Origin of the sequence: [Mycobacterium] stephanolepidis (assembly GCF_002356335.1) — a bacterium.
Lineage (GTDB): Bacteria > Actinomycetota > Actinomycetes > Mycobacteriales > Mycobacteriaceae > Mycobacterium > Mycobacterium stephanolepidis.
Genome location: NZ_AP018165.1, coordinates 1,335,389 through 1,354,585, shown reverse-complemented (window position 1 = coordinate 1,354,585; position 19,197 = coordinate 1,335,389). Strand labels below are relative to the sequence as shown.

16 protein-coding genes and 2 pseudogenes are annotated in these 19,197 nt (G+C 62.2%); 12 read left to right on the top strand and 6 right to left on the bottom strand.

Features of this window, described 5'->3' with window-relative positions; translation table 11 throughout:
- Nucleotides 1-110: 110 nt before the first annotated feature.
- From MSTE_RS06805 to MSTE_RS06780, 5 genes are all read right to left on the bottom strand, one after another.
- The gene (locus MSTE_RS06805; protein WP_167455678.1) at nt 111-422 is read right to left on the bottom strand and encodes a DUF3349 domain-containing protein; all 312 of its coding nucleotides are present in this window, start codon (nt 420-422) and stop codon (nt 111-113) included.
- A 175-nt stretch (nt 423-597) separates the two neighbouring features.
- Nucleotides 598-765, bottom strand: coding sequence for a hypothetical protein (locus MSTE_RS06800; protein WP_231897017.1), 168 nt, complete (start codon nt 763-765; stop codon nt 598-600).
- Between the two features lie 1,587 nt (nt 766-2,352).
- Entirely contained in the window at nt 2,353-3,963 is a 1,611-nt protein-coding gene (locus MSTE_RS06790) for a replication initiator (protein WP_096499966.1), read from the bottom strand.
- Nucleotides 3,960-5,387, bottom strand: a complete 1,428-nt coding sequence (locus tag MSTE_RS06785; protein WP_096499964.1) for an FtsK/SpoIIIE domain-containing protein — start codon at nt 5,385-5,387, stop codon at nt 3,960-3,962. The genes MSTE_RS06790 and MSTE_RS06785 overlap by 4 nt, the downstream gene beginning before the upstream one ends.
- Nucleotides 5,388-5,443: 56 nt before the next feature.
- Nucleotides 5,444-5,776, bottom strand: a complete 333-nt coding sequence (locus MSTE_RS06780) for an SCO3933 family regulatory protein (RefSeq protein WP_096499962.1) — start codon at nt 5,774-5,776, stop codon at nt 5,444-5,446.
- 103 nt (nt 5,777-5,879) lie between these two features.
- Between MSTE_RS06780 and MSTE_RS06775 the strand changes: the two genes are divergently transcribed.
- The 7 genes and pseudogenes from MSTE_RS06775 to MSTE_RS06755 all read left to right on the top strand — a co-directional run bounded on the left by MSTE_RS06775 (nt 5,880) and on the right by MSTE_RS06755 (nt 11,947).
- Nucleotides 5,880-7,136 carry a hypothetical protein gene (locus MSTE_RS06775; RefSeq protein ID WP_231897016.1) on the top strand — a complete coding sequence of 419 codons (1,257 nt, stop codon included), beginning with the start codon at nt 5,880-5,882 and terminating at the stop codon, nt 7,134-7,136.
- On the top strand, nt 7,136-7,855 hold the full coding sequence (locus tag MSTE_RS06770; protein ID WP_096499960.1) for a creatininase family protein: 720 nt from the start codon (nt 7,136-7,138) through the stop codon (nt 7,853-7,855). The genes MSTE_RS06775 and MSTE_RS06770 overlap by 1 nt, the downstream gene beginning before the upstream one ends.
- A 522-nt stretch (nt 7,856-8,377) precedes the next feature.
- Entirely contained in the window at nt 8,378-8,659 is a 282-nt protein-coding gene (locus MSTE_RS25720; protein WP_331712881.1) for an IS110 family transposase, read from the top strand.
- On the top strand, nt 8,637-9,449 hold the full coding sequence (locus tag MSTE_RS06765; protein ID WP_231897014.1) for a transposase: 813 nt from the start codon (nt 8,637-8,639) through the stop codon (nt 9,447-9,449). The genes MSTE_RS25720 and MSTE_RS06765 overlap by 23 nt, the downstream gene beginning before the upstream one ends.
- 14 nt (nt 9,450-9,463) lie before the next feature.
- A pseudogene (locus MSTE_RS25935) lies at nt 9,464-9,667 on the top strand (transposase); the annotation flags it as partial.
- Nucleotides 9,668-9,911: 244 nt separating this feature from the next.
- A complete protein-coding gene (locus MSTE_RS06760) occupies nt 9,912-11,276 on the top strand; it encodes an amidase family protein (protein ID WP_157997649.1) in 1,365 nt (454 codons plus the stop codon).
- Between the two features lie 224 nt (nt 11,277-11,500).
- Nucleotides 11,501-11,947, top strand: coding sequence for a carboxymuconolactone decarboxylase family protein (locus tag MSTE_RS06755; protein ID WP_157997648.1), 447 nt, complete (start codon nt 11,501-11,503; stop codon nt 11,945-11,947).
- Nucleotides 11,948-12,662: 715 nt separating this feature from the next.
- Here the strand turns inward: MSTE_RS06755 and MSTE_RS06750 are convergent.
- A pseudogene (locus MSTE_RS06750) lies at nt 12,663-13,830 on the bottom strand (HNH endonuclease signature motif containing protein); the annotation flags it as partial.
- Between the two features lie 93 nt (nt 13,831-13,923).
- On the opposite strand from MSTE_RS06750, the gene MSTE_RS06745 reads away from it, so the two are divergent.
- From MSTE_RS06745 to MSTE_RS06725, 5 genes are read left to right on the top strand one after another with little or no spacing between them, the layout of a single operon-like run.
- The gene (locus MSTE_RS06745; protein ID WP_096505546.1) at nt 13,924-14,343 is read left to right on the top strand and encodes an HIT family protein; all 420 of its coding nucleotides are present in this window, start codon (nt 13,924-13,926) and stop codon (nt 14,341-14,343) included.
- 51 nt (nt 14,344-14,394) lie between these two features.
- Nucleotides 14,395-15,666, top strand: coding sequence for an MFS transporter (locus MSTE_RS06740; RefSeq protein ID WP_096499954.1), 1,272 nt, complete (start codon nt 14,395-14,397; stop codon nt 15,664-15,666).
- A gap of 10 nt (nt 15,667-15,676) precedes the next feature.
- On the top strand, nt 15,677-16,510 hold the full coding sequence (locus tag MSTE_RS06735) for a mycofactocin-coupled SDR family oxidoreductase (protein WP_096499952.1): 834 nt from the start codon (nt 15,677-15,679) through the stop codon (nt 16,508-16,510).
- The gene (locus MSTE_RS06730; RefSeq protein WP_096499950.1) at nt 16,507-17,874 is read left to right on the top strand and encodes an FAD-binding oxidoreductase; all 1,368 of its coding nucleotides are present in this window, start codon (nt 16,507-16,509) and stop codon (nt 17,872-17,874) included. The genes MSTE_RS06735 and MSTE_RS06730 overlap by 4 nt, the downstream gene beginning before the upstream one ends.
- A gap of 50 nt (nt 17,875-17,924) precedes the next feature.
- Nucleotides 17,925-19,166: a cytochrome P450 gene (locus MSTE_RS06725; protein ID WP_096499948.1), complete on the top strand. Its 1,242-nt coding sequence runs from the start codon at nt 17,925-17,927 to the stop codon at nt 19,164-19,166.
- The last annotated feature ends 31 nt before the right edge of the window (nt 19,167-19,197 follow it).

The following is a 19,197-nucleotide window of genomic DNA, read 5'->3' as shown; positions in this document are numbered from 1 at the left end:
TGGCAATTTGGGTTACGTCGCTTGGTGATCCGGTGTGGTCGTGATGGTTCGGTAACCGATTCTGGGTATCTGTTGCAAGGCAGATGGTTTGGTGAGGCTAGCAGGGGCAGTTAGGTTTCGGGAGGGGTGAATTCGTCCGCGATGGACCAGCCGATGGTTGCAAGGTGGGCTCTGACGCGGCCGATATCGTCGGCGTCGGGCAAGTCGTCGGTAATTTTGGTGATCGCTACGCGGATGTCAGTGACATCCACTGACAGGTGCCCGTGTTGGGTGAGTTCGGTTGTGATGGTGATTATTTCGCTGTCTGTTAGCCGCCGTTTCAGCAGGGCCAACAGGGGAATGTAGTCGGTGGCGGGAATTCCGGTGGGATAGCCAGCACGCAGATATCTGACGATGCGAGCCAAAGCTCGTGTCAACGTCATGCCGCACCGCACTTTGAGGTGGTTCATATGGGGAGGGCGGTCAGCGCAGTAGTGTCTGCCTCCGCAAGGAAGTCTGCCGAGGTAGGGAATCTCTCACTGAGCGCCTCGATCAGGTGGTTGAGAGCGGTCAATTCGGCTTGCTTAGCCGCGACGAGCTGTTGTAGCCGTGCGGTATTCAACGCCCACTCTTTCGGCGGCGATCTAACGCGAGCCGGAAGTCGGCCAGCTCACGGCCCACCTCAGCGCGCAACCCTTCTAGCAGTCCCTGGTAGTACTGGGCTTGGCGCAGATCAGCGTTGCGGCCCCGAGAGATCAAGCCAACAACGTTCTCGTGCCCACTCATTCACTGCCAACCGTACATGCGGCGACGACCCGACCCGATTTCCATGCGCGCACACTAGGTGCCCACTGTTACCAGAACCAAGATTGTTTTTCACCGTGATATCACGATCCGTTCACTGCTCGACTTCATTAACGGTGAGGGTTGGTGGTGTGCGCGGTGGGTGGTGTGGCCGATGGTGATTGCGCCGATGACGGCAAGGATTCCGGTACCAGACAATGCGCGGACAGTATTCGAAATGGTGTCGTGCTCCTTGCGGCATTGGCCTGCTAGGTAGTGCGCATTAGTTGTTTGTGCAGTCGAGGTGTCCTGATCCAGGATGTACACCTCGTTGCTGACGGGATGTTGCGGTTACCGCACTGTGTTGTACGGCCGTAGACAGACACCCAGGGCCGATGTCCGGCGAGCACGATCGAGACGATGATTAGTGCCGCGCCGAGCAGCCCGATCAACCAGCGTGCACGCATGCTGACTCTCCGATCAAAAACCCACGTGCGCAGCGTAACCGGATTCATCCGTCAGCCGTTGCGTATTGCGAGGGTGTCTATGTGGCGGCTTTTATGTTGACAAGCTGGGCCACCGCCTGTGCTTTGCAATGTCTAGCGGGGAAACAGTCAATCGTCAACTTGCCCAACGATAATTATCCGAGCTACCCAGCCACCCATAGGATCGAAGGATGAATAAGTCCTTCACTAGGGCGCAACAAAAAATGAACAAATAGCGACAAGTCGATCGAATCGATGCCTACGCAAAGCCATCCAACGCACAGACCACCGACGGGCATAGCCTCGCCCCGTAGCGGTGACCGCGCGTGCTTCACCCACCGCTTCGCGGCCGAAGTTCTGCACGGGTACACCTAACAAGCTGGACACGAAAAACGAGGAATTCTCCGTGATCCTCACTGCGCTCGCTGGCAAAAGACTTCGTACGCATGCTCATGCTCGCAAACATACTGTTCGAAACGCTCCACAAACCCCTCCGATGCGGGACTGGCATCTAGGCCCGCCGCAAGTGGCCCTGCGCCTTCGGCGGTGGTGTTGTGCAGCCCACCGCCCCAAGAGATTCCACGCATAACACACCCTCACAATCACCCGACCAAAATGCGGCACCTCGCCAAATCGGATGCCGCCTTACCGTGCTGGAGCCAGTCGTGCTCAAGCAAGCCAAAAGTTACTGCACTGACCACAAAAGTGCGCGGGGAGATGCTTGCAGTCCTGTCAGAGGTTGTTGACGACGGGTGGTCGCGTCCTCGGTAAGTAAGGAACTCGAACAAACATTGCTCCATCAACGTCGGCATGTGCCGTCCCTGCGCCGAGATTTACACGAAGCGCGCAGCCTCATCGATAGCCTGCGCCGTCGGTTCCTGGCTTCACGTAATGTTCCTTCGCCCGATACAGCCAGCACCGCTACGAAGTGGAATTCGATGCGATGTCACGTCGCGCGAGTCGGTCGCGGCGTTGGAGTGGTTGCGTGCGGGGTCCGAGTAGGGTGGCGACTTGGGTGATGACGGCGGGGTCAGTGACCGTGACCGGGACGCCCTGGCGCTCGCAAGAAGCGTGCAGCCATGCGGTGAATTCGGCGCGGTCGTAGTTAGCCATCACCGGCTCCGGGCGCTTGCTTGTCGCGCAGTGCGCGCGACTCGGCAAGGCCGATGCGGCGGGAATCGATGTGCCGCAACGCGGCCGAGACGACCAGTGTTCGATCGCCGGGGGTGGCGTGTCCGGCGCGATGGAACTGCCACCACACTTCGTCGCCGTCTGCAAGGGCATCGAGTTCTCTGCTGTCTGGATTATCCTGTGAGACTGAGTGTTTCGCTGTCTGTTGACGGGTCCAGGTGGCGCGGATGGCCCGCAGAGCACCCATGGTGGTGGAGTAGCGGTGTGATTTGGTGGTGATGTGGCCTCGATACCCGAGGGTGTGCAACCAGCGCCCGATCCCTGTCAACGCACCCAATCCTTGCCGGGCCACCTCGGCTAGAGCGCTTATGGTAGTCAGGATCGACCGTACATGCTCGGTGACCTCTAGCTCGGCGATGGCCTCGGCAGACAGACGCCGGGCGCTGATACCGAAATCGGCCAATGATTTGGTGACGTACTTGGCCAGATATCCAGCAACCCGACGTGGCGACAACCGGCCCGCCGGTGCCCCGCTATCGGATGAATCAGGTTGTGGGACTCTGGTTTCAGAGACTAGGGGTTGAGTGTCGATTTGAGTACCAAACCGCACCGTCACTGATTCTGACGCGGCGGTGTCTAGGCTCTCGGAGCCCTCACGCTTGTTGGTGCTCGGGTCGAGTACATGGAGCTGCACGGATCGTGCAGCTTGTTGGGTCAGAGTGGCCAATTCGGCGGCGCTGATCGGCGACTGCCATACCGGGTCAGATTCGTGACGGCGCTCCCCACCACCACGGGTGGCGGCGGGGCCGTGATTGGTGCGCTCACTTGAGGCGGTGGTGTTGGGATCGGCGGGGTCCAGGCGGATAAGGGCGTGGATGTGGGGGATGGCACGGGCTTGCATTTCCACAACTTTGACGAAGCTGAAGCGCACTGATTTCGGCTCTATTCCAATGGATTTCAGTTTCATGTCGACGGCGCGTCGCAGTGTGATGGTGAAGCGTCGCCATAGTTCGGGCAGGTGCCAGGTGAACAGCACATGTCCGGTGTAGTCATAGCATTCCCGGCATAGCGGTTGCCCTGCCAACACATCATTGTGCCCGTGGTTTTCGTTGCACCACAGGGGTTGTCGGTGGGCGCAACGCCGGAACTCCCCGATCCGGCGATGATCCCGGCACATAGTGCCGCTGTTGGTGTGTACGGCCCCGAAGCTAGGGGCGGTCAAGGTGGCGAACACTTGCGGGTGGGCGGCGACGCTGGCGGGGATGTGGTGGCGTCCTCCGCTGGTTCCGGCGGCGACGAGTTGCCAGGTGTCGCGGGCGTACAGGTCTGAGCACGACGGGCACACCGAGGCACGCCGGTTGTTGCAGCGCACCCACACCACCGTTTCGCGGCCGAACTCATTGGTGCCGACGAGCTGGATAGGGTGGGCGCAGAATCCGACCGATTGGGCACGCCGCCACCACGCATCAAAACCGATAGAGGATGCACGGCGCACCATCTGTGTGACGACGCGCGAAGGGTCGCAGGTGGCGGGGATGCCCGGCAAGATGATTGCCGGGCTCCCTGCACCATGGGTGGACCTCATTTCTGTTCTCCGGCAGTGTTTTCAGAACCGTTCGGCCCGCCCAGCTTCCTGCGAGGGGTGGGGAAGATCCGCACCAGATAGGAGATGTCGTCGTCGGTGACGTAGAAGGCGCGCACCCGCACGGGGGTGGCGGTGCCGTCGATCATCACGTACCCCACACCCGGTGTGGCATCGGCGACGAGGTCGCAGTGCGCCCCTCGGTCGCGGGCGCCTTGTCCGAGGACCATAGCGGTTTGTGATGCTTCGGTCATGCGCAAACCGATACGCACACCGAACAACTGACGTAGCGGCAAGGCGTCTTTGGATGGGTCCTGAATCGCACCCACCACCGAGATACCGACCGCACGGCCCTGGGACAGCAGCAGCCCCAGGAGTTGTTCGATTTCGGCTTTGATTTTGCGGTCCGTCACATAAGAGGTCAAGGCCGCGATCTCATCGATGATGATCACAAACAGCGGATCAGCGGTGGTGGGGATGTGCAGGCGGGTGTGCCCGCGCAGCCGGTTGGCTCGCTCGTTCATCACCTTGACCAAAGCCCGCAGCAGCTCCAGCGTGCGGTCGGTCGCATCGTGGGAGAAGAACGAGAACATGGGTTCTCCGGCCCCGAGCTCCATGCCCCCCTTGGGGTCGATCACGCACAACCGCACTCGCCCGGTTTTGATGTCCGGGGCCAAACCAGCGGTCAGTGACCACAACACCGAGCCTTTACCGGCCCCCGGGGCTCCGGCGACCAAAAGGTTGTGGCCCAACACCGGCACCCGCCACAGGCCGCCGTTCTCGGTGACGCCGACCGCAATCGCCGACAGGTTCACGGCCGCCCCGACCACGGGCCTAGGCAACGCCACCGGCTCTCCAAGTGCATCGCCACGGATGACGGCGATGCGGATCTGGCCGGGCTCGGTGGCGGCGATGGTGATGCGGACGGCCTCAAGGGCCGCTGCCAACGCCTCGGATTGATTGCGCCAGTTGATGATCGACTGACCAGTCACAACACTGACGTCCAGGATGTCGGAGTGTTCGCCGATCCGGATGCCGTGCAGCACCGGAACCAGCTGGCGCTCACCAACTGTGGCGCTCAGCCCGCACGCGGTGCACACGTTGTCCCACCGCGACAGATACCGCGACCAACGCTGCCAATGCCGGTACGGCGGACCAATCACCCACCGCTCAAAGGAATCCTCATCCAGAACCATCCACAGCGTGTACAGGCCCACAAACCCCAACGCTGTCAGGAACCCGGCATTGATGCCATATGCGCCACCGACCACAAGTGAGATCGCCACGGGTGCGCCCAAAGATGGGAACCGCAACCCCCACCACAGCAGCTTGGCGACCCCAGCCATGAACGCGATGACGATCTCCCCGATCCAATCATCACCAGATTCAGTGTTCTTGTCGTTCTTATTTTTTGAGCTCTTTGACATGATCTAACGCCTTTCGGAAGTCTTGCGCGAGTTGCAGTGGGGTGCCTCCCTATTGGTTACTGACGCGGCTGAGCGCCAGCCGTCTTGCCGTCAGCCGACGTAATGGCGTCGGCGCGGAACGCCACCCCCGAGCGCCCGTCCTGCGACCATGGGGTGGCCACCAGGTTGGTGACGGAGACTTGCTGGCCGACAGTGACTTTGGGTTGACCGGCCACAGTCACCGCCAGCACGTCTCCGCCATCGGCGTCCAGGGCCATTAACTGCACCTGATGCAGCACCGTCCCTGTTGCCTTGTCGATCTTGGGCTGGCCGGTGCCGAAATCGGTGCGCGGCTCCGGATTCTTGGTGCACATGAACTGCACCGCTGCGGTGTCAACTTTTAGCTTCATTTGTTTGTGTCCCTTCAACTGTTTGGCGCGCCCGTTGCGGGTCGCCTCTTCAGGACAGCGGTGATGGGGTGGGTGCCAAAAGTGATCGCCAGTGATGCCGGTGATGTCCCAACACGCGCACGATCGCCTGACCTGGGGTGATGTATCGGGCATGATCGTGAGTGTGGCTGCCGACCCGATCCGTGAGCGCAACGCGGCACGGTTGCGCCGTGCGCGCGAGGAGCAGGGGTTGAGCTTGCGCGAGGTGGCCATAGAGATCCACAACGTGCGCAGCATGCGCGGGGATGACGATCTGGCGACCCCCGAGTCGCTGCGACGCCGGTATGCCCAAATCGAAAAGAGCGGCGCGGTAGGCCAGCAGTGGAGCGAGGACATCGCCGCGATCTACGGCATGGAGCCCGGCGAGTTGTTCGATATTCCGACAGACACCCGGCTTCCTCACCCGCTGCTGCTGCAACTACCCGTCGACGGAGATGTGCTGGCGGTGATCGCCGCCCAGCAGCAAGCCCATATCCAGGCAGAACACACCTTCGGCCCCCAGCACGCCCGCCCGCTGGTCGAACGCGATCTAGAAACCGTGGAAGCCCTGATCAAGTCCGCACCGGCCAAGCTGCGCGCCCAGGTGCGCCAGGCAGCCGGAACCATTGCCGAAGTCGGCGGATGGATCGCCCAGGACCTCGGCGATTACAGCGCCGCCGAGGCATTGACCAACAAGGCAGCCGCGCACCTCCGGTCCGCAGAACCGGATCTGACGGCTATGATCTGGATGCGCCAATCCAACATCTACATCCGCCACAGCCCTGAGCTGGCCGCCGAGCTGGCAGAAGATGCCGCCGACCTCATCGACGGACACGACGCCGGGCGCTTGAGGGCCAGCATCGCCCGCCAACGAGCCCTTGCCGCACTTGCCAACGGCGATCAGCGTGGTTTCCACCGGCACGCCGCCCACGCCCTCGAACTTGGTGACATCGAACCCGTGGACGGTGACCGCGCCGTGTATGCGCATGCCGCCTATGTCGCCAGTGACATCGCGGCAGGCTACTTACGCCTTGACGAGCCCGCCAAGGCTGCCGAACTGCTTGCCGCTCACCACGGCCAGTGGACCTCCGAGCAGCACCGAGACCGCGCGGTCGCCGATATGCGGCTGCTGCACGCCTACATCGCCGTGCGGGAATACCCGATGGCACTCACCCTCGCGGACGCCGCGATACCCGGCTACCTTTCCGCGCCGTCCCAGCGCGCACGCCGGCATCTGGCCCAGGCGGGCAAGCTGGTACGGGACCGGCGCCGACGCGACCGGAATCCGCTGCTGCAACAACTTGCCGGTCGGATCAAGAACGCCACCCAAGGAGTCATCTGATGAACGCGCCGCTCATCCCCGCCACCACGACCACCGACCCCGCCGCCCAGGCCCCCGTCGCGGTGCTGCCGGTGGGTTCTTTCGAGCAGCACGGACCCTTTCTGCCGCTGGGCACTGACACCCTCATCGCCACCGCTGTCGCCACCGCGATCAGCAAGCATCACAACGTGTTTCAGCTCCCGCCCATCACGTTCGGCTGCTCACACGAGCATGCCGCGTTCCCCGGCACCCTCAGCATCAGCGCCGCGACCTTGAGCTACATCATCGAAGACATCGCCGAATCCGCGGCAGCGCAAGGAGCCCACGGCCTGCTGGTAGTCAACGCCCACGGCGGCAACGCCGTACTGACCAACGTCGTCCAACAAGCCAACCACCACGACACCAGCATTCGGCTCGGCCTGTACCCAAGCCGCGAAGACTGGACCGAAGCCCGCACCGCCGCCGCAATCACCAGCAGCAACCACGACGACATGCACGCCGGAGAGTTAGAGACCTCGATCCTGCTGGCCGCACACCCCGAATACCTACGCGAGGGTTGGGCGACCGCCGACCACACCGCCGATGACCGCCGCTACCTCACCACTCTTGGCATCGACGCCTACACCCGCAGCGGCGTCATCGGCTACCCCTCTCAAGCCAGCGACACCAAAGGCCGCCAAGCCCTAGACCACCTCGGACGACGCGCCGCCACCATCCTCGAACACCTCGCCGGACCGTAACCCGACAGGTCACAGCATCGCCAACCCACTTTTGACCCCACCAACGAAACCAGCATCACCACCAGCTCGACGGCGCTCAGCCGGTCATCCTCACAGTGTCAACACGGCCATCAATATGACGGGGGCGGCTACCGTCCGCTGGCGCTCCCGTCCGCCGCCCCCGAACAGACACCCGCGTCCACGTTTGTCAGATCACCGGAGAAACACCTGTGACCTGCTGTGTGAGAACTTTCTTTAATGGTGTTAAAAGACTGCCGGTGCTTCCGAGGCATCCGACCTCGGGGTTTCGGGTTCGCTGGTAGGGTCCGCGTTCGGACCAGCATGGCCTGACACATTTCTTTACCGGCCACCTGCGGGTGTGCCTTTCATCAGCAGATTCGTCGGCCGTGTCTGGTTCGGCGGAACCGCCAAGCGGAGTGACCTGGTAGGAGCCCGATCAGAGATCCCGTAGCAGTATCGTCCCCGCCTGGCGGCTCTGCCCTTTCATCCCGCACCGAATTCTCGTTTCGAGGAAGGGCCGCAATGGAATCCACCACCACACCACCCACCCAACCACAGGTCATCGTGGGTGTCGACACCCACAAACAGTTCCACGTCGCACACGCCGCCGACCAGCTCGGTCGCCCACTCGGAAGTCACCGCCGGCCCGCCACGCCCAGCGGGTATCGCAGCCTGCTCACCTGGGCACGCCGCCTCGGGCAGATCAATCAGGTCGGGATTGAGGGACCAGGCCATTACGGGGGCCGGACTGGCCCGGTACCTGCGAGCCGAAGGTATCCCGGTGACCGAGGTCGGCCGCCCTAAACGACAGCGCCGTGCCCGCTACGGCAAATCTGATGACGCCGATGCTGCCGGGGCCGTCGCCATCGTGCTCGCGGGGGAAGACCTTGGCGACCCCAAAACCGCGGACGGCCCCGCTGAAATGGTGCGGGTGCTGCGGGTAGCCCGCGGCAACGCGGTGCGGGCACGCACCAAAGCGTTCGTGGCGCTCAAAAGCCTCATCATCACCGCGCCCGACGAAGGACGACAAGAACTCACAGGCGTCTACCGCAAGAGCCTCATCTACGCCTGCCGAACACTGATCGTGCCCGAAACACCCTGCACCCTAACCAATGCAGTCAGAATATCGTTGAAATCCCTGGCCACCCGCTGCCGCGACCTCGACGACGAAGCTCAGCGCCTGGAACGCCACATCGATGCGATCACCGCTGTGGCCGTACCGCAGCTGCGGGCTGTTTACGGGGTCGGCCCTGATAATGCTGCGACTCTGCTGGCTGCGATCGGCGATAACCCACTGCGCATCCGCAGCGATGCCGCGTTCGCCAAACTCTGCGGCGTCTCTCCTCTGGAAGCCTCCAGCGGCAAAGTTGTTCGGCACCGACTCAACCGAGGCGGGAACCGCGACGCTAACCGCGCCCTGCACACCATTCTGGTCGTCCGGATGCGCCGCCACCAGCCCACCCGTGACTACCTCGCCCGCCGCCTGGCCGACGGGAAAACCAAAAAGGAAGCCATGTGCTGCCTCAAGCGCTACATCGCCCGCGAAATCTTCCACGCCCTACAAGCAAACCCCGAAACCGACCCGCGAACATAGGAGCATCTGCTATCGAGGTGCGGCCGGAGCCGATCGTGCAGGCATACGTGATTCACCTGGCTGCGCAACGGCTTCCGCTGCCTGCCTCGGCAGCACTGGGACGCTCTGAAACGCGATCTGCGGCCCATCTACACCGCCCCCACAGCATCCAGCGGCAGAGTCGATTGGAGGCGTTGAACCAGACATGGGGCAGCCGATATCCAGCGATGATCCGGATGCGGCAAGGTGTGTGAAGCCAATCACACCAAAATCTGCAATCTTCCTTACTCCGAAAGACTGGATATGTCGGTGCGAGTGCGTCACGCTTACCAGTGTCGTTATGTTCCCTCCGCGCCTGCGAGTCAGGCCGCGAGTGTCGCTCACTCAATTTTAGGTGCAGACGCTCTTGGTTATGGCGCTCTATTTTTAGGAGATGTTTTGAGTCAAAGTGGGTCTCCCCTGACTTTTGTGGGACTTAGTGAAATGCGTGGTGCACTCGAAAGTGGCGAAGTTACAGCTGTTGGATTGTGCGAGGCCGTTCTCGAGCGGGTGTCCTGCCTAGAGCCTCGTTTGAACGCAGTTGCAGATGTTCTTGAGGACGCGATCACGGCAGCTGAGCGTGCCGATCAACGTCGCCTCGATGGCGAGCAAGGGTGGTTACTTGGTGTTCCATTGGGGCTGAAAGATGACCTTGATGTGGCGGGCTATCGAACCGGGTACGGCACTTCCGCCCGGAATGTGGTTGCTGACACCAGCACCGAAATCGTGGCTCGCGCCGTCCAAAAAGGAGCAGTTCCAGTGATCAAGACTCGGGTCCCTGAGTTTGATCAGTGGCCCTTTACCGAGTCCAGCGTAGGCGGTGTAACCACAAACCCGTGGGATTTTAACCGTACCCCTGGTGGCTCCAGCGGCGGTTCGGCTGCCGCTGTTGCCGCAGGTATGGTTCCAGCCGCTATTGGTAGCGATGGGGGCGGTTCTGTGCGTATCCCAGCAGCTTGCTGTGGGATAGTTGGGTACAAGCCATCTCGAGGATTTTTTCCGACCGCGCCTGCGCGTGACATCTGGCAAGGCCTTGGCACTTACGGCACTCTTACTCGCTCGGTTCTGGATGCGGCAATACTCGCTGATGCGTTAGGCGGACCGGGCGTCGATGATCACTTCCGGCTTGAGTCAGTGCCTGCGGGATTCGAGGCTGCAACCCGCGAGGCGCATCTGTTGTCTGGGCTGTGTATAGCGGTTAGCGTACGACCTTCCGTCCGTGTGGCTAAGGTGGACACCGTTATATCTGGTTTCGTCGCCATGGCCGCTTCACTGCTCGAAAAGGCGGGGCATCATGTCTATGACGATTTACGATCCTGGCCGGATCCGATGGCGGTCCTTACGTTGCGATCGCAGGTTGGTCTGCTCAGCGCTTCGCGGTATGCGTCGAGCAGTGAAGTGGACCGGGCTACAAGGACTGCCCGGCGAATCGCCAAAATGCATGCAGGGATAAGTCCTTCTGTTGCGGCATGGCACGCGAAACGCGTGGCAACCCATGCTAACGAGATATTTGAACATGCGGACTTTGTGCTCACCCCCACCATTGGAACGCTGCCGCCGCTGGCTGGCACCGTGTACAAAGCTAGCCTTGCTGCCGCTGCCTGGCATTCACGTTGGGCGTTGCCTTATACCCCGCTTTGGAACGTCGCAGGCAACCCGGCGGTGTCACTGCCAATAGGTCTGTCGGAAGAAGGGCTCCCTGTCTCGGTCCAGCTAATCGGGGCTGTGGGCGATGACGCCCGGCTTCTGGCTCTAGCTTCGCAGCTAGAGAAGGCAACAGGCTGGTCCCACCGGCCATCTGCAGCGTAGGGGGATTCGATATGCAAGTTGGCAGGCCTAAGAGATCGTCTGCATCAAACATCAGCGGGAGCGGTGAATCCCAGATCGCCCGGTGCACAGAGCTGCCTTCAAAGCCGATTGCACGTGTACGTACCTATGCATCTGCAATCACACTGCTATCGGATGCAATCCGGTTGATCTGCATCATATTCAACCCCACGAGATTCCTAATGCGAAAACAGGTTGGGGGACAGATGCAAGAACGGATCATGCTCGCCGTCACATCGGTCAACAAGTGCCGGTTCTGTACGTGGCGGCATACCGAACTTGCCGGAGCTGAGGGAATCCCACAGGAGGCGATCGCCGACTTGCTGCGGGTTGGGGCAGACTCGGCATATGTTTCGGAAAATGAGTACCCTTCCCTTGCCTACGCCGTGCACTGGGCAGAAACCGGAGGCCATCCCCGTGTAGACCTTCGAGAAGAACTCTATTCTTTCTATGGTAAGGAAGTCGCCATAGAAATCGAAGTTATTATCCGTCGCATCATGTTCGGCAACCTAACCGGAAATACCTTCGACGCTTTAAACTCCCGTCTTCACGGTCAGCCAGTTCAAGGTTCGAGCTTGATCAGCGAACTTATCGTCGGCTCCGCAACACCGCTATTCTTACTTGCTAACCGCCGCGCTAACAAACACGGATAGGCTTATCGGTAGCTCCAATCGCTCCGGGAAAAGTTCTTCTTCGAACCTTGCATGCGACTTCGATCTTCAAGAACTGGGTGTAAATTCCAGTTAGACCAGTTTGCCGTACCTGAATTGGTATCGGCTCACTCATCTGCTCATGCCCGGAACCAGCTGCTTTGTACAACACCAGATACTTAGACACCAAGATGTCTTGTCGATTGCTCACGTGATATCCGATCCGAGTCGCACCGGACAGTTGGCAGTCTCACACAGTAGTTCCGATCATGTTCGTCGTCTGTATAAGGCGAGTCACGTCAGCCCAAGCCCGCCTTACCTAATCTTGAGCTGCATCGGAAGTTCAAGAAATTTCGAAAAAGGTGGAACCGGATCGGGGCTGGCGTCGTCCTGCTTGATCAGAGCCGGGTTCGTCCAATGAAACGCGATTGGGGCACGCTCTACGTACGGGGAACCTTGATCAAGCGCTACGGGCCGCTCAAGAGCAAGGCTCGTCGCTTCCTGTCGGCAAGGTACACCCCATGAAGAACCGCCCCGACTCGGAAGCGCGCAGTCAGCCACACCGGCCCGCTGAGATTGATGAGGACGAGTTCTACGACCAGTTCAGGAACGATCCTCTAGGTCGGCGGTAGGTCAGGAATCGTTAGGCAAACCACACGACGCCTAGTCAGTCAGTCGGTCTTTTTGGACTTCGCATAAAGAGGTCAGGTTAATGACTTGTTGGGTTGTCGATGTCGGTGGGGCCGCCTTGGGCCCATGCGTTGATGTGGTGGACCTCGCACAGGTATCCGGGGACGTGGCAGCCGGGGTGGGTGCAGCCGCGGTCTTTGGCGTGCAGCACGATGCGCTGATCGGCGGTGGCGATGCGTTTCGAACGTCCGAGATACAGCGGTCGGCCGTCGTCGTCGAAGATCGTCAGATAGTGGTGGGCGTGGGCGGCCAGGCGGATCAGATCACGTATCGGCAGCCGGGTGCCGGCGCCGGTGATCGCTACGCCGGCGGCGCCTTCGAGCTCTTTGAGGGTGGTGCTGACCACGACGGTCACGGGTAGTCCGTGGTGCGAGCCGAGCTGCCCCGAGGCGAGCGCCATGCGCGATATCGCCTTGAGGGCGTCGTGGTTGCGTTGGGCTGATGTGCGTTGATCGCGTTCGGCGGCCTCGGGGGCCGGTTTCCCCGTCCACGAGAGGTGTTTGATCGTTCGGGTTGCACATGCCGGGTGCGGCCAGTTTGGCGAATACCGCATCCAGATACGCACGCGTCTCCGGATCCAACAATCCCGAGATCGCCGACATGCCGTCAAAACCCTGCTGCCCGATGCTGATCCCACGTCGTCGTGCCCGATCCGCATCCGAGAACTCCCCGTCCGGATTCAACAAGGCCATCATCCGATCGGCACCGATCCGCAGCGCCTCGGGCCCAAACCGGGCCGCCATGGCGGCCAACTGCCTCTCGGCGGCCTCGCGGGTCGGCGCATCCACCACGGTGGGTAGTCGATCAAAGAAGCCCCGAATGATTCGTACGTGCTCGCCCCCGACCTCGCCGCGCCGCAAAGCCTCGGCCACATTCGGCAACACCGGCGCCAACACCTCACCGGTCAACGCACGCCGCGACGCCAACTGTTCGGCATCAGCGATCCGGCGCCGAGCCGCACTCTTGCTGATATGCAACCGCCGCGACAACACGTCCGCATGCGAGGTGCCGCCCAACTCGATAGGAGAGGCCTGGGCCGTCACCTTCGACACCAGCCCCAGTGCGCTGGCAGACAATCGGCGCTGCACCACTTCCAACCGGGCCAGCACCGTCAGAGCATTGGCGGCAGTCAGCCCATCGAGCGATTCAGCGCAGAAGGCATCAATGGCCGCCTCCAACACTTCAATCGAACTCATGTTCGAATAGTAGCGGCGCCCACCGACAAGTAACCGCATCCTGAAACATCTGTGACAGAAGTGAATTCACTGCGGACCCGCTACGGTGTGCTCATGTCGTGTGTCTTCTGCGCCATTGTCGCCGGTGAGTCGCCATCCTTCCGCGTATACGAGGACGAGACGACCCTCGCCTTCCTCGATATCCGACCCATCACCCGCGGTCACACGCTGGTGATCCCGAAGGCCCACGCACAGGACCTCACAGATCTGAAGCCCGATGACGCCGCCGCCATCATGACGGTGGGTCAGCGGATCGCCAACGCCATGCGCGATTCGGAGCTGCAAAGCGACGGCACCAACCTGGCCCTCAACGACGGCCGCGTCGCGTTCCAGACGGTCATGCACGCGCACCTGCATGTAGTGCCACGACGTGGAGGCGACAAACTTGCCTTCGCAAGGGGATTCATGATTCGTCGAGATCCCGACCTGGCATCCACTGCCCGCATCGTTCGCGAGGCAGTGGAAGCCAACTAGCAAAAATTCGCTCGACTACCCGCACTGCCCGCTGCTACGTTTTTCCGCGACATGTCCACTCCGACGGCAGATTCGCCGACAATCGATCAGGTGAATCGCAGGCCGGTACTCCTGCTGCTCTTCGCATCCGTTGTAGCCGCCATCGGCAACGGTGTCTCGATCGTCGCTATCCCCTGGCTGGTGCTGCAGCGCACCGGCTCTGCCGCGGATGCCGCGATCGTCGCCGCGGCCGGCACCCTGCCGCTGGTCTTCTCCACCCTGATCTCGGGGACCGCGGTCGACTTCTTCGGGCGACGCAAGATGTCGATCATCTCCGACGTCCTTTCGCTGTTATCCGTCTCTGCCATACCTATTCTGGCGATGACGACCGGGCTGAGCGTGCCACTGCTCGCGGGCCTCGCCGCGCTCGGCGCCATCTTCGACCCCGCCGGGATCACCGCACGCGAATCGATGCTGCCGGCCGCAGCGAAGGCTGCCGGCTGGTCGCTCGATCGGATGAACAGCATGTACGAAGCGGTGTTCAACGTCGCCTACATCGTGGGACCAGGTCTGGGCGGCCTGCTGATCGCCTCCATCGGCGGTGTCAACACCATGTGGGCCACCGCTGCGACCTTCGTCGTGTCGGTGGTGGCCATCGCCTTTCTCAGGGTCGAAGGCAGCGGGAAACCGGCCGCCGAAACCAAGCCCACCGGCGTGGTCAGCGGTGTCGTCGAGGGATTGAAGTTCGTCTGGAACGTCAAGATCCTCCGCACCCTGGCACTCATCGACATGGCCATCACGGCGCTGTACCTGCCGATCGAAAGTGTGTTGCTGCCCAAGCACTTCAGCGATGCCGGAACACCTCAGCAGCTCGGCTGGATACTTATGGCCATCTCGGTCGGCGGCCTGCTCGGCGCCCTCGGGTACGCCACCATGGTGCGCCACGTCCAACGCCGCACCATCATGCTGTGTGCCACCTTCACCGCCGGCATCACCACGCTGGGCATGTCGCTTCTGCCACCCATCGCGGTGCTGCTGGTACTCGGCGCGTGCCTGGGCTTCATCTACGGACCAGTGGCGCCGATCGCCAACTACGTGATGCAGACCCGCTCCCCCGAGCACTTGCGCGGGCGGGTGGTAGGGGTCATGACGTCCACCGCATACTGCGCCGGGCCGCTTGGATTCATGCTCGCCGGCCCGATCGCCGACAAGTTCGGCGTCGCCTCGACCTTGACGATCATCGGTATACCCATGATCCTCATCGCCGTCGCCAGCACGCAGATGCCCGTCTTGCGAGAGTTGGACCGGGACGAACAGCGGCCCCAAAAGGATCCCACTCGGTAGGGTCGGCTCCGTGGCTGATTTCGAGGGAAGAACCGCACTGATCACCGGCGGCGCGCGCGGCATGGGGCGTTCGCACGCACTGGCGCTGGCTGAGGCGGGCGCTGATATCGCGATCTGTGACCGCTGCGAGAACAGCGAGGTCGTGGGATATCCGCTGGCAACCGAGGACGACCTCGCCGAGACGGTCGCCATGGTCGAAAAGACCGGGCGCCAGTGCATCTCAGCCAAGCTCGACGTGAAAGACCGAGCAGCGCTGGACGCGTTCGTCGCCGAGGCCGAGGAATCACTCGGTGGAATCGATATCGCGATCACCAACGCCGGTATCAGCACCATCGCGCTGCTGCCCGACGTCGAATCCGCGCAATGGGACGAGGTCATCGGCACCAATCTCACCGGAACCTTCAACACTATCGCGGCCGTGGCGCCCGGCATGATCAAGCGGAACTACGGCCGGATCATCACGGTCTCCTCGATGCTCGGACACAGCGCGACGTGGGCGCAGGCCTCGTACGTGTCGTCGAAGTGGGGCGTCATCGGACTGACCAAGGTCGCCGCGCATGATCTCGTCGGCTACGGCATCACCGTCAACGCCGTCGCACCGGGCAACATCGAAACCCCCATGACACAAAACGATTTCGTCTTCGGCATGATGCGCCCCGATCTTGAGAAACCGACACTCAAGGACGTCGAGTCCGTCTTCGCATCGCTGCACCTGCAGTACGCACCCTTCCTCAAAGCCGAGGAAGTCACCCGCGCTGTGTTGTTCCTGGCGCACGAAGCCAGCTCACACATCACCGGGACGGTGCTGCCGATCGACGCCGGCGCGACGGCACGAATGATATGAGCCAGACCGCCCTCGACGAGCTCGCAACCACCCTCGGCGAGGGTGCGGTCATCACCGATCCCGATATCACCGCCTCCTATCGACAGGACCGCGCCTTCGATCCGGACGCCGGAACACCCCTGGCGGTGGTGCGTCCCAGTAGCACGGAGCAGGTCTCCGCGACACTGAAATGGGCCAGCACCCACCACATCCCCGTCGTGCCCCGCGGTGCGGGCACTGGACTATCCGGTGGGTCGACCGCCCAGGACGGCGCCATCGTGCTGTCGACCGAACGGATGCGCGCCATCACGATCGACACCACCACGCGCGTCGCGATCGCCCAGCCCGGTGCCCTCAACGCGGAAGTAAAGGCCAGCGCCGCCGAACACGGCCTCTGGTACCCGCCGGACCCATCGTCCTTCGAGATCTGCAGCATCGGCGGCAACATCGCGACCAACGCCGGCGGTCTGTGCTGCGTCAAGTATGGCGTCACCACCGACTATGTGCTGGGGATGCACGTCGTCCTGGCCGACGGCACGATCCTGCGACTCGGCGGACCGCGACTGAAAGATGTTGCTGGATTGAGTCTTACAAAACTCTTCGTCGGCAGTGAGGGATCCCTCGGGGTGATCACCGAGGTCACGCTGCGGCTACTGCCCCCACAACCACCGCCGTGCACCGTGGTGGCGACGTTCAATTCGGTGTCCGAGGCGGCGGATGCGGTGCTGGCCATCACCGCACAGATCCGGCCTTCGATGCTAGAGTTCATGGACTCGGTGGCGATCAACGCGGTCGAGGACAAACTGAAGATGGGGCTGGACCGAGACGCCGCCGCCATGCTCGTCGCCCGCTCGGATGAACGCGGTCGAACCTCGGCAGAGGACGCCGACCTCATCGCACAGATCTTTACCGATCATCATGCGGCCGAAGTCTTTTCCACCGACGATCAGAACGAGGGCGAGGCCTTCGTCGCGGCACGGAGATTCGCGATCCCGGCGGTGGAAGCAAAGGGGCCGCTGCTACTGGAAGACGTGGGAGTCCCACTCCCCCGACTCGCCGAGCTGGTGAAAGGAGTGGAAGCCATCGCCACACAACACCGGCTGCTCATCTCGGTGATCGCACACGCCGGTGACGGCAACACCCATCCACTGATCGTGCACAACCCCAACGACCCCGACGAGTCGCAGCGCGCCCATGCCGCGTTCGGCGAGATCATGAATCTGGCGATCTCCCTGGGAGGCACTATCACCGGCGAACACGGAGTGGGGCGTCTCAAGAAGCCATGGTTGGGCGGCCAGGTGGGCCCGGAGGTGCTGGAGGTCAACCGCCGGATCAAGCAGGCACTCGACCCCGCGGGCATCCTCAATCCCGGGACGCTCGTCTAGTTTCGCCACAGAGTGTTGACACTTTGGGTGACATGCCTTACACATAAGACATGTCAGTCGATGTGTCTCACACAGTTGTGCCGCGCTACATCCCCGGAGCATCCGACAACTGGACCAATCCATGGCCGATGTACACGGCGCTTCGCGATCACGACCCGGTGCACCACGTGGTACCCGAGCACGCCCCGGCCGACGACTACTACGTGCTCACCCGGCACGCCGATATCTACGAGGCCGCGCGCGACTGGGAAACGTTCTCCTCGGCGCGGGGTCTGACCATCATGTACGGCGACCTTGAGAAGACCGGCATGGGCGACAACCCGCCCATGGTCATGCAGGACCCGCCCACACACACCGACTTCCGCAAGCTCGTCTCCCGTGGATTCACACCGCGTCAAGTGACGGCCGTAGAACCCAAGGTGCGCGAGTTCGTGGTGGAACGCCTCGAGAGCCTCAGGGAACGCGGCGAGGGCGATATCGTCGTCGAGCTGTTCAAACCACTGCCCTCCATGGTCGTCGCGCACTATCTCGGCGTGCCGGAGGAGGATCGTGCGCAGTTCGACGCCTGGACCGACGGCATCGTCGCGGCGGCATCCGGCGGCGCGATCGACATCGAGTCCATGCAGGGCGAGGTCGCTCAGACGATCGGTGAATTGATGATGTATTTCACCGGGCTCATCGAGCGGCGTCGCGCCGAACCCGAGGACGACACCGTGTCCCACCTCGTCGCCGCCGGAGTCGGCGCCGACGGAGACATCAGCGGGACGCTCCAGATCCTCGGATTCGCGTTCACCATGGTGACGGGAGGTAACGACACCACCACCGGAATGCTCGGCGGTGCAATACAACTCTTGCACCAGTACCCCGACCAACGCCGGAAGCTCATCGAAGACCCGTCGCTCATCCCGGGCGCCGTGGAGGAATTCCTACGCCTGACCTCTCCGGTACAAGGTCTGGCACGCACCGCGACCCGCGACGTCACCTTCGGGGACACCACGATTCCCGCGGGACGGCGCGCACTGCTGCTCTACGGCAGTGCCAACCGGGACGAGCGCGAATACGGCGATGATGCAGGCGAATTGGACATCCTGCGCAAGCCACGCAACATCCTCACCTTCAGCCACGGAAACCACCACTGTCTGGGAGCCGCCGCGGCACGCATGCAGTCACGGGTAGCGCTCGAGGAACTACTCACCCGCATACCGGATTTCGAGGTCGACCTCGACGGTGTCACCTGGGCGGACGGCTCGTATGTGCGAAGGCCCCTGACGGTTCCCATCCGCGTGCGATGATCTTGCGATGACCCGCCAGCGCGAAGAGCGT

Bases quoted from the DNA above. Each gene is read 5' to 3' on its own strand.
- MSTE_RS06805 (WP_167455678.1), bottom strand. From the start codon at position 422: ATGACGTTGACACGAGCTTTGGCTCGCATCGTCAGATATCTGCGTGCT.
- MSTE_RS06800 (WP_231897017.1), bottom strand. From the start codon at position 765: ATGAGTGGGCACGAGAACGTTGTTGGCTTGATCTCTCGGGGCCGCAAC.
- MSTE_RS06790 (WP_096499966.1), bottom strand. From the start codon at position 3,963: ATGAGGTCCACCCATGGTGCAGGGAGCCCGGCAATCATCTTGCCGGGC.
- MSTE_RS06785 (WP_096499964.1), bottom strand. From the start codon at position 5,387: ATGTCAAAGAGCTCAAAAAATAAGAACGACAAGAACACTGAATCTGGT.
- MSTE_RS06780 (WP_096499962.1), bottom strand. From the start codon at position 5,776: ATGAAGCTAAAAGTTGACACCGCAGCGGTGCAGTTCATGTGCACCAAG.
- MSTE_RS06775 (WP_231897016.1), top strand. From the start codon at position 5,880: ATGTCCCAACACGCGCACGATCGCCTGACCTGGGGTGATGTATCGGGC.
- MSTE_RS06770 (WP_096499960.1), top strand. From the start codon at position 7,136: ATGAACGCGCCGCTCATCCCCGCCACCACGACCACCGACCCCGCCGCC.
- MSTE_RS25720 (WP_331712881.1), top strand. From the start codon at position 8,378: ATGGAATCCACCACCACACCACCCACCCAACCACAGGTCATCGTGGGT.
- MSTE_RS06760 (WP_157997649.1), top strand. From the start codon at position 9,912: ATGCGTGGTGCACTCGAAAGTGGCGAAGTTACAGCTGTTGGATTGTGC.
- MSTE_RS06755 (WP_157997648.1), top strand. From the start codon at position 11,501: ATGCAAGAACGGATCATGCTCGCCGTCACATCGGTCAACAAGTGCCGG.
- MSTE_RS06745 (WP_096505546.1), top strand. From the start codon at position 13,924: ATGTCGTGTGTCTTCTGCGCCATTGTCGCCGGTGAGTCGCCATCCTTC.
- MSTE_RS06740 (WP_096499954.1), top strand. From the start codon at position 14,395: ATGTCCACTCCGACGGCAGATTCGCCGACAATCGATCAGGTGAATCGC.
- MSTE_RS06730 (WP_096499950.1), top strand. From the start codon at position 16,507: ATGAGCCAGACCGCCCTCGACGAGCTCGCAACCACCCTCGGCGAGGGT.
- MSTE_RS06725 (WP_096499948.1), top strand. From the start codon at position 17,925: ATGTCAGTCGATGTGTCTCACACAGTTGTGCCGCGCTACATCCCCGGA.